General features: G+C 67.6%; 11 protein-coding genes. 9 read left to right on the forward strand and 2 right to left on the reverse strand.

The annotated features are described in order from the left end of the window. Window positions 1-191: 191 nt before the first annotated feature. Complete coding sequence (locus tag ABW16_RS23360; RefSeq protein ID WP_047321594.1) at window positions 192-1,640, reverse strand: PE-PPE domain-containing protein; 1,449 nt, start codon at window positions 1,638-1,640, stop codon at window positions 192-194. A gap of 182 nt (window positions 1,641-1,822) precedes the next feature. Between ABW16_RS23360 and ABW16_RS23365 the strand changes: the two genes are divergently transcribed. Both ABW16_RS23365 and ABW16_RS23370 read left to right on the forward strand, forming a co-directional pair. After that, a complete protein-coding gene (locus ABW16_RS23365; RefSeq protein ID WP_082134304.1) occupies window positions 1,823-2,161 on the forward strand; it encodes a WXG100 family type VII secretion target in 339 nt (112 codons plus the stop codon). Between the two features lie 12 nt (window positions 2,162-2,173). Next, window positions 2,174-2,470 carry a WXG100 family type VII secretion target gene (locus ABW16_RS23370; RefSeq protein ID WP_047321595.1) on the forward strand — a complete coding sequence of 99 codons (297 nt, stop codon included), beginning with the start codon at window positions 2,174-2,176 and terminating at the stop codon, window positions 2,468-2,470. A 183-nt stretch (window positions 2,471-2,653) separates the two neighbouring features. Here ABW16_RS23370 and ABW16_RS23375 read toward each other — a convergent pair whose 3' ends face one another. Continuing rightward, window positions 2,654-3,139: a helix-turn-helix domain-containing protein gene (locus ABW16_RS23375; protein ID WP_233424862.1), complete on the reverse strand. Its 486-nt coding sequence runs from the start codon at window positions 3,137-3,139 to the stop codon at window positions 2,654-2,656. 286 nt (window positions 3,140-3,425) lie between these two features. Between ABW16_RS23375 and rplM the strand changes: the two genes are divergently transcribed. From rplM to ABW16_RS23410, 7 genes are all read left to right on the forward strand, one after another. Then, on the forward strand, window positions 3,426-3,869 hold the full coding sequence (gene rplM / locus ABW16_RS23380) for a 50S ribosomal protein L13 (protein WP_046191136.1): 444 nt from the start codon (window positions 3,426-3,428) through the stop codon (window positions 3,867-3,869). After that, complete coding sequence (gene rpsI / locus ABW16_RS23385; protein WP_047321597.1) at window positions 3,866-4,369, forward strand: 30S ribosomal protein S9; 504 nt, start codon at window positions 3,866-3,868, stop codon at window positions 4,367-4,369. The genes rplM and rpsI overlap by 4 nt, the downstream gene beginning before the upstream one ends. Window positions 4,370-4,514: 145 nt before the next feature. Further along, a complete protein-coding gene (gene glmM / locus ABW16_RS23390; RefSeq protein WP_047321598.1) occupies window positions 4,515-5,843 on the forward strand; it encodes a phosphoglucosamine mutase in 1,329 nt (442 codons plus the stop codon). A 95-nt stretch (window positions 5,844-5,938) separates the two neighbouring features. After that, on the forward strand, window positions 5,939-6,193 hold the full coding sequence (locus ABW16_RS23395) for a type II toxin-antitoxin system Phd/YefM family antitoxin (protein ID WP_047321599.1): 255 nt from the start codon (window positions 5,939-5,941) through the stop codon (window positions 6,191-6,193). Next, the gene (locus tag ABW16_RS23400; protein WP_047321600.1) at window positions 6,194-6,451 is read left to right on the forward strand and encodes a Txe/YoeB family addiction module toxin; all 258 of its coding nucleotides are present in this window, start codon (window positions 6,194-6,196) and stop codon (window positions 6,449-6,451) included. A 49-nt stretch (window positions 6,452-6,500) separates the two neighbouring features. Continuing rightward, window positions 6,501-6,803: a type VII secretion target gene (locus tag ABW16_RS23405; RefSeq protein ID WP_047321601.1), complete on the forward strand. Its 303-nt coding sequence runs from the start codon at window positions 6,501-6,503 to the stop codon at window positions 6,801-6,803. A gap of 1 nt (window position 6,804) precedes the next feature. After that, window positions 6,805-7,698 (forward strand): hypothetical protein (locus ABW16_RS23410; protein ID WP_109519730.1); only part of this gene is annotated, 894 nt, incomplete at its 3' end.

Here is a 7,698-nt window from a genome sequence, read left to right on the forward strand (position 1 = left end):
GGCCCCGCCCATCCTCACTGAACTCGGTTGAACGCAGTTGGGAACCAAACCCGTTTGACGAACTACGTAGAGACGAGGACAGGGCAGGCCCCCCAACCCCCTTGACAAAAACCACTTACGAAGGTGTCTGTACACGACACGCCGCGCAGAATCGTGCGTCTGCGCACGCTCGCCGTGGTCCGGGCGAGTGGTTACAGCAGCGCGCCGACCAGCATGAGCGGGGCGAGTCCGACCAGAGCTGCCAGCGGTTCGCCGATCGCGTCGAGTGGGTTGCCGGCGGCCATCTCGGAGTTGAAGAGCTCCACGGCGAGCGGTGGCAGGGTGAACAGGAGCGCCCCGGCCATGTCGACCGGCGGCAGCCCGGTGTGGCCCAGCGACAATTCCTGGAAGCCCTCGGTGAACCAGTTCGCCGCGCCGTTGAGGAACGTCGACAGGTAGTTGGAGATGTCGTCCGGTGAGCCGTCGAGGTTGAACGCGGCTATCGCGGAGTTGATGATCGGACCGAGTACGTAGTCCATCGTCTCAGGCGAGATCAGTTGGTAATTGGTGGGATCCATAAGGGTTTTGAACGCGTCCTGGACCCCTTGTTGTAAGCCATTCAGCAGGGCGTCGGGAACTTGGTCCAGGACGCTTTGGTCCGGCAGAAACCCCATCGGAGTGGGCACATCGGCGTATCCCGACCAGCTGTCGGTGACGCTGCCGTAGCCCAGGTTGATCAGCACCGACAGGGCCGGCTGCAGCAGGTCGGCCAGGGGATTGCCGAGGAACGGGAGCAGCCGCAGCGGGGCCAGCAGCGGCAGGCTGGCCGACTCGATCATGAAGTAGTTCGTCAGTCCGTCTTCGGTCGAGGTCGGCAGCGCAATCGCGTCGGCGATCTGTTCGGGCGTCAAGCCCAGATAGGCGGAGTGGTTGAAGATGATGCCCAGGTAGGCGTTGATGTCGGCCAGGAAGTTGATCGGGTACTGCGGGAAGTGCGCGAAACCGTCGTACTCGTAGGTGTAGATATCGGTCGGGGAGACGTCCGAGGGCGTGGCACCGCTGAATGTCAACCCCAGGGTGGTGGCAACGGGGTTGGAGCCCTCCGGCAGCGCGAACCGCTCCAGCATGCCGCCGTTGGGGTTACTGGGGTCGCCCAGCAGCACGAAATGGACCTCTCCGGGGTCGATGCCGTTGCCGGCCAGCTGCGACATCAGCAGCGAGTCGAGGGTGGAGCTCTGCGAGTAGCCGCCGACCACCACCGGGTTGTCGGCGCTGACGCCGCCGGCGGCGATCTGCGCTGTGATCGCGTCCACCATGATCTGCACGCCCTGGGCCGTCGAGTTGTCGAACGTCATGCTGAACGGGCCGGTGAAGGGGTACAGCGATTCCGGGGTCGTCACCGCCTGGGTTGATCCGGTGAAGCCGCGGGGCGCCAGATACAGCTCGGCGAAAGCATCCAGCCAGCCCTGACTGGGTGTGGCGACAAAGCTGGCACCCGGGATCAGTGCGGTCCCAGAGCCCAACGGCGAATCGATGCCGGCGAGCATGACCTGGCGGGCCGGGGGCGGGGCGGGCAACGGTTCGGCCGGGCCGACGGCGATCAGGCCGGAGCCGACGATCGCGATACCGGTCGTGCGGTAAGTGCGCAGCGCAGCCCCCATGTCCCCTCCTCGGCCAAACGGACGGTCACCGTTGGGGTCAAACTATTCCTCTGATCGAGTCAGGATGTCGCCGAGGTCCACATTTTCGTGCCACGCCACGCCGGGCACCACACCTCGAGGGAACCGATCCGACCCCGCCGCCGTCGAACAGACATCAACGCGAACCAACGGCAGGGGGAGATGTGACCACATCCAGTTCGGCACCCGCGGGAACCACCACACTCAGTGCCGACTTCGACGTCATGCGTGCCGTCGCGGCGGCCACCGACGCCCGCAATGAGGAGATCCGGGGGATGCTGCAGGCGTTCGTCGGCCGGATGCGGGCCGTACCGCCCTCGGTGTGGTCGGGCCTGGCGGCCGTTCGGTTCCAGGACGTCGTGGACCGCTGGAACTGCGAATCCTTGAAGCTGCACCACGCGCTGGCGCGCATCGCCGAGACCATCCGCGACAACGAACGTGCGCTGCGTGAAGTCGCTCAGGCCCACTCGCACCACATCGCCGCCGCCGGCGACGGAATCTGAGCGGAACCGGATATGGACGCCGCACTGTCGTACAACTTCGACGAGATCGAATATGCCGTCCGTCAGGAGATCCACTCGACGGCCGCCCGACTCAACGCAGCGCTGGAGGAGCTGCGGTCGCAGATCGCGCCCCTACAACAGGTATGGACGCGGGAGGCCGCCGGTGCCTACCACGCGGAACAGCTGCGATGGCAGCACGCCGTCAGCGCGCTGAACCAGATCCTGTTCGACCTGGGCAGCGCCGTGCGTGACGGCGCCGCCGATGTCGCCGACGCGGATCGTCGCGCCGCGGGAGCTTGGGGGAGGTAGGAGAGGCCACCCCCGAATGCGGTGTGGCCCCGATGGAGGAGAGCCAACGGGGCCACACCGGCTCCTGCGCGTCCTCGCGTCAGCGCGGCCCGGTATGCCTGACGGCCACGCGCCGCTAGCTGGTTCATCTCGGCCAAGGTTGCGTCGACGTAGAGCAACTGTTCAGCGTTGCGGTCATCCATGTCAGGAGGCGATCTCCAACTGGCGTCGATCACGATTCACCCGGTGCTGCAACAACTCATTGGATTTCAGTTCGTTGGTGGTGATGATGTCGACCGGGCAGGCCAGCAGCTCGGCGAGGGCGTCTTCGAGGCCGACGTAATCGGTGAAGGAAGCGGTGGGCGCCGGCTCGATCAACACGTCGAGATCGGAGCCGGGTCGGTCATCGCCGCGCGCCACGGAACCGAAGACCCAGGCGCGGTTGATGGGGTAGCGGGCGAGCAGTTCAGCTATCCGATCGCGGTGTCGCTCCAGCAGCTCACCGGGTCGCACAGTGTTGACCAGCCGCGGCTCGAGCCGAAAACCTGCCGCAGTGAGTAGTCGTTCAAGCATCGCAACAGAGGGCTGTTGCCTGCCGGCCTCAATGTTGGCCACGGTTGACTGTGGGACGCCGGCAGCTCGCGCAAGGTCGCGCTGGGACATGCCCCGTCGCTGGCGGGCTTCGCGCACGAGTGCGGCGGACGTCCCCCTCGGCGATTGGGCGCTGGCCCCTGACATGGCTTCATGATAGCGGATCCACTATCGCAGGCCTCTCCGGTCCCGTTTTGACCCGCCCCGATCACCGCCGGTAAGCTGCACCGTTGGCGTGCGGTGCCTCCTGGCACAGCGGGTCCTCGGGTCACTGTCGGTCGCCGAGAACCACCCCGCCGTCGACGCCAGACCGGCACCCGGCTCGCACCGGGATCCGCAAGAACCGGGAAGACCCGGCTCGAGTTGAAAAGAAGAGGTAAGCGCTGTGCCCACCTATGCGCCGAAGGCGGGTGACACCACACGGTCGTGGTATGTCATCGACGCCACCGACGTGGTGCTCGGCCGGCTCGCCGTTGCGGCAGCAACCCTGCTGCGCGGCAAGCACAAGCCGACATTCGCGCCGAACGTTGACGGCGGTGACTTCGTCATCATCATCAACGCCGACAAGGTCGCCATCAGCGGCGACAAACTGCAGAAGAAGATGGCTTACCGCCACTCGGGCTACCCGGGCGGGCTGCGCAAGCGCAGCATCGGTGAGCTGATGGAGACCCGTCCCGACCGTGTCGTGGAGAAGGCGATCCTCGGGATGATCCCGCACACCAAGCTGGGTCGTCAGATTCAGCGCAAGCTGCACGTCTACGCCGGGCCGGTGCATCCGCACACCGCCCAGCAGCCGATCCCGTTCGAAATCAAGCAGGTGGCGCAATGACCGAGACGGCATTTGAAGGTACTGAGGCTCCCGAGGTCGACGAAACGGTCGAGGTTGTCGAGACCGTAGAGGTGCACGAAGAGGTCGCGCCGGCTTACGAGCCGCACGATCTGGGTCGTCCCATCCAGACCGTCGGCCGCCGCAAGGAGGCCGTGGTGCGGGTGCGGCTGGTGCCCGGCACCGGCAAGTTCGACCTGGACGGGCGCACCCTGGAGGCCTACTTCCCGAACAAGGTGCACCAGCAGCTGATCAAGGCTCCGCTGGTCACCGTGGACCGGGTGGACAGTTTCGACGTCTACGCCCACCTCGACGGCGGCGGCCCCTCCGGCCAGGCCGGTGCGTTGCGGCTGGCTCTGGCCCGCGCGCTGATCATCGTCCAGCCCGAGGACCGGCCGGCGCTGAAGAAGGCCGGCTTCCTGACGCGTGACCCCCGGGCCACCGAGCGCAAGAAGTACGGTCTCAAGAAGGCCCGCAAGGCTCCGCAGTACAGCAAGCGCTGATCTGCGATTGCACTCTGGCAGCGAGTTGGGGGTACCTTCCGCACGCGGAAGGTGCCCCCGGCTTGCGTTTGAGGGTGCGTGTTTCCGGTCCGATACCGGCGTGTCGGGCCGGAAACACGCACGCTCGCGGCGATAAAGGATAGTTATGGGTCGACTTTTCGGCACCGACGGCGTCCGCGGGGTTGCCAACCGCGAGCTGACCGCCGAACTGGCAGTCGCCCTGGGCGGCGCGGCGGCGCAGCGGCTCGCCCTAGGCACTGGGCGGCGGGTGGCCGTCGTCGGCCGTGACCCGCGGGCCAGCGGCGAGATGCTGGAGGCCGCGGTCATCGCCGGGCTGACCAGCCAAGGCGTCGACGCCCTGCGCACCGGCGTGCTGCCGACCCCGGCAGTGGCCTATCTGACCAGCGCCTATGAAGCCGACTTCGGAGTGATGATCTCCGCGTCGCACAACCCGATGCCCGACAACGGCATCAAATTCTTCGGCCCGGGCGGACACAAACTCGACGACGCCACCGAGGACCAGATCGAAGACCTGGTGGCCGCCGGACCGGGCCTGCGCCCGATCGGCGCCGAGCTTGGCCGGGTGGTGGACGCCAAGGATGCGCTGGACTGCTACCTGCGGCACCTGGGCGAATCCAATCCCACTCGGCTGGACGGCCTGACGGTGGTGGTGGACTGCGCTCACGGCGCGGCATCCGACGCCGCACCGCGGGCCTACCGGGCCGCCGGCGCCACCGTGATCACGATCAATGCTGAGCCCGACGGGCTCAACATCAACGAGGGGTGCGGTTCGACGCACCTGGAACCGTTGCGGGCCGCGGTGCTCGCCCACGGCGCCGACCTGGGCCTGGCGCACGACGGTGACGCCGACCGCTGCTTGGCGGTCGATGCCGCCGGCAACGTGATCGACGGTGACGCCATCATGGTGGTGCTGGCTCTGGCCATGCGCGACGCCGGAGAACTGGCCGACGACACCCTGGTGGCGACCGTGATGAGCAACCTCGGGCTGCACCTGGCCATGCGCGAGGCCGGGGTTACCGTGCACACCACCGACGTCGGAGACCGCTACGTCCTCGAGCAGCTGCGGGCCGGCGGATTCACCCTCGGCGGTGAGCAGTCCGGTCACATCGTGCTACCCCAGGTGGCCACCACCGGTGATGGCATCATCACCGGCCTGCGTCTGATGGCCCGAATGGCGCAGACTCGCACTCCACTGGCGGGCCTGGCTGCGGCGATGCGCACGCTGCCGCAGGTGCTGATCAATGTCGAGGTCACCGACAAGGCCGAGGCGGTAGGGCGGCCGGCAGTGCGCGACGCGGTGCTGCGTGCCAGCGAAGAACTCGGTGACTCGGGACGAATCCTGTTGCGCCCCTCGGGAACCGAACAGCTGGTCCGGGTGATGGTGGAAGCCTCCGACGAGGAGACGGCTCGCCGGATCGCGGCTGAGGTCGCCGACGCGGTCCGCACCCGCTGAACCCGCTGACCAGCCGTCATCTTCGTCCCCCGGACGACCGGATAACGTACAATTATTTGTACAATCGTTTCCGGCGTCGGGAAGGGGCACGGACCATGAAGACGATGAGCTACTCGGCGTCGCGGGCAGCGTTTGCGGCCACGCTCGACTCCGTCCTCGATGACCGTGAAGAAGTCATCATCACCAGGTCGGGAAAGGACTCGGTCGTTCTGGTTGCGCTGGATGACTACGAGGCGTTGAAGGAGACCGCGCATCTGTTACAGAATCCGGCCAATGCGCGGCGGCTGCTGGGTTCGATTGAGCGACTGGAAGCCGGCGAAGGGGCGGCGCACGATCTCTTGGACGAGTAAGTGAAACTCGTCTGGGACGAATCGGCCTGGGACGACTACCTCTACTGGCAGCATCAGGACCGCAAGGTGTTACGGCGGATCAACCAACTCATCGCCGACATCCAGCGCAATGGCAACGAGGGGATCGGCAAGCCCGAGCCGTTAAGGCATGGCTTCCACGGCTACTGGTCACGCCGTATCACCGTCGAGCACCGGCTGGTCTACAAGGTCGTCGATGGCGAGATCCGAATCGCGCAGTGCCGCCTACATTACGGCTGAGTTTGGCGTGGCCGGAACCGTGGGGGCATCTTCGCCGTCATACCGGGGTATGGGACGACAACAGCTTTATCTCGACGCCGACGCCCTGCGCTCGGTCGCGGACTACTTCGACGCGACCGCGGCCGCCATCGACACCGCGTCGCGCATCCGGCTGGCCGGGTTGGCCTTCGACGGCGGAGCCGCCGGGCGCGACTATGCCGGTGCGGGGGAGGCCCTGCGCCGCGCGCTGCATGGCTGGGCGCCGGAGTTGGCGCGCTGGTCGCGGGCCAGCGCTGAGATCGCCGTGACGCTGCGAGCCGGGTTGGCGCGCTACGCGCACGCCGAGGCGATCGCCCGCGAGCGGGTCGGTTGAGGTGGCACAGCAATACGACGTGCCCGCCCGGCTGGATGAGGGCCGCGAGGCGGTGGCACACACGCAGACCTACGTAGCGGCCTGTTACCGCTTGGGGTATCGGCACCCGGATCTGACCGGCTATGACGGCCAACTTGTCGACCGCTACGCCAGTGAAGCCGGCCTGGACCTGAGGCGCCTCGACGCCGACTGCGCCGCGCTGGGCGCGCTGGCCGACGCCGCCGATGACGCACTGCGTACGCAGCGTCGAGGATTGGCGGAGCTGTCCGACAGCTGGCGCGGGCCGGGCGCTGGGGCCGCGACGGAGTTCCTGCGCCGGCATTGCGACGCCGGAGCTGAGCTGACAGCCCGGTTGCGCGCGGCGGTCGCGGGTTGCGGTGTGCTGCGCGACGAGGTGTGGCGTTTGGTCGACGCCAAGGTTGCAGCGGTGCTGGCCGTCGACGACCGGGTGGGCGCCGGACGGCCGGCGTGGCTGGCGGCAGCTCACGCGGTGAACTCCGGCGCGAACGACCCGCACGCCGCCGAGGTCATCGAACAGCAGGTGATACCCCACGTGGACAACGATGTTCGCGGCGAATGGCTGGCCGCCGTGCGGTCGGCGAAGGACGGGATCGATGCGGCCTACCGCGCCGCGGTCGCGACAGCCGACCCCGGGACCGGTGCGGTGTTCGCGATTCCGGGGGAGCTTGGTCCGATAGCGCAACTCGACCCGCCGGTGTCGGTGTCGCCGGTCGTCGTCGCGGCCCCCGTTCCGGCGGACTCGCCACCGGTCAACCCACCGCCGGCGCCAGGTGAGCTTGCGGGTGCTGCTGCGCCGGATCCGGCGCCGGCACCCGAAACCCTGCCCGCCGAGCCGGGTTTGCCGGCGGGGCTGGGCCTGCCCGGGGATCTGGGG

The organism is Mycolicibacter heraklionensis (genome assembly GCF_001021505.1).
Lineage (GTDB): Bacteria > Actinomycetota > Actinomycetes > Mycobacteriales > Mycobacteriaceae > Mycobacterium > Mycobacterium heraklionense.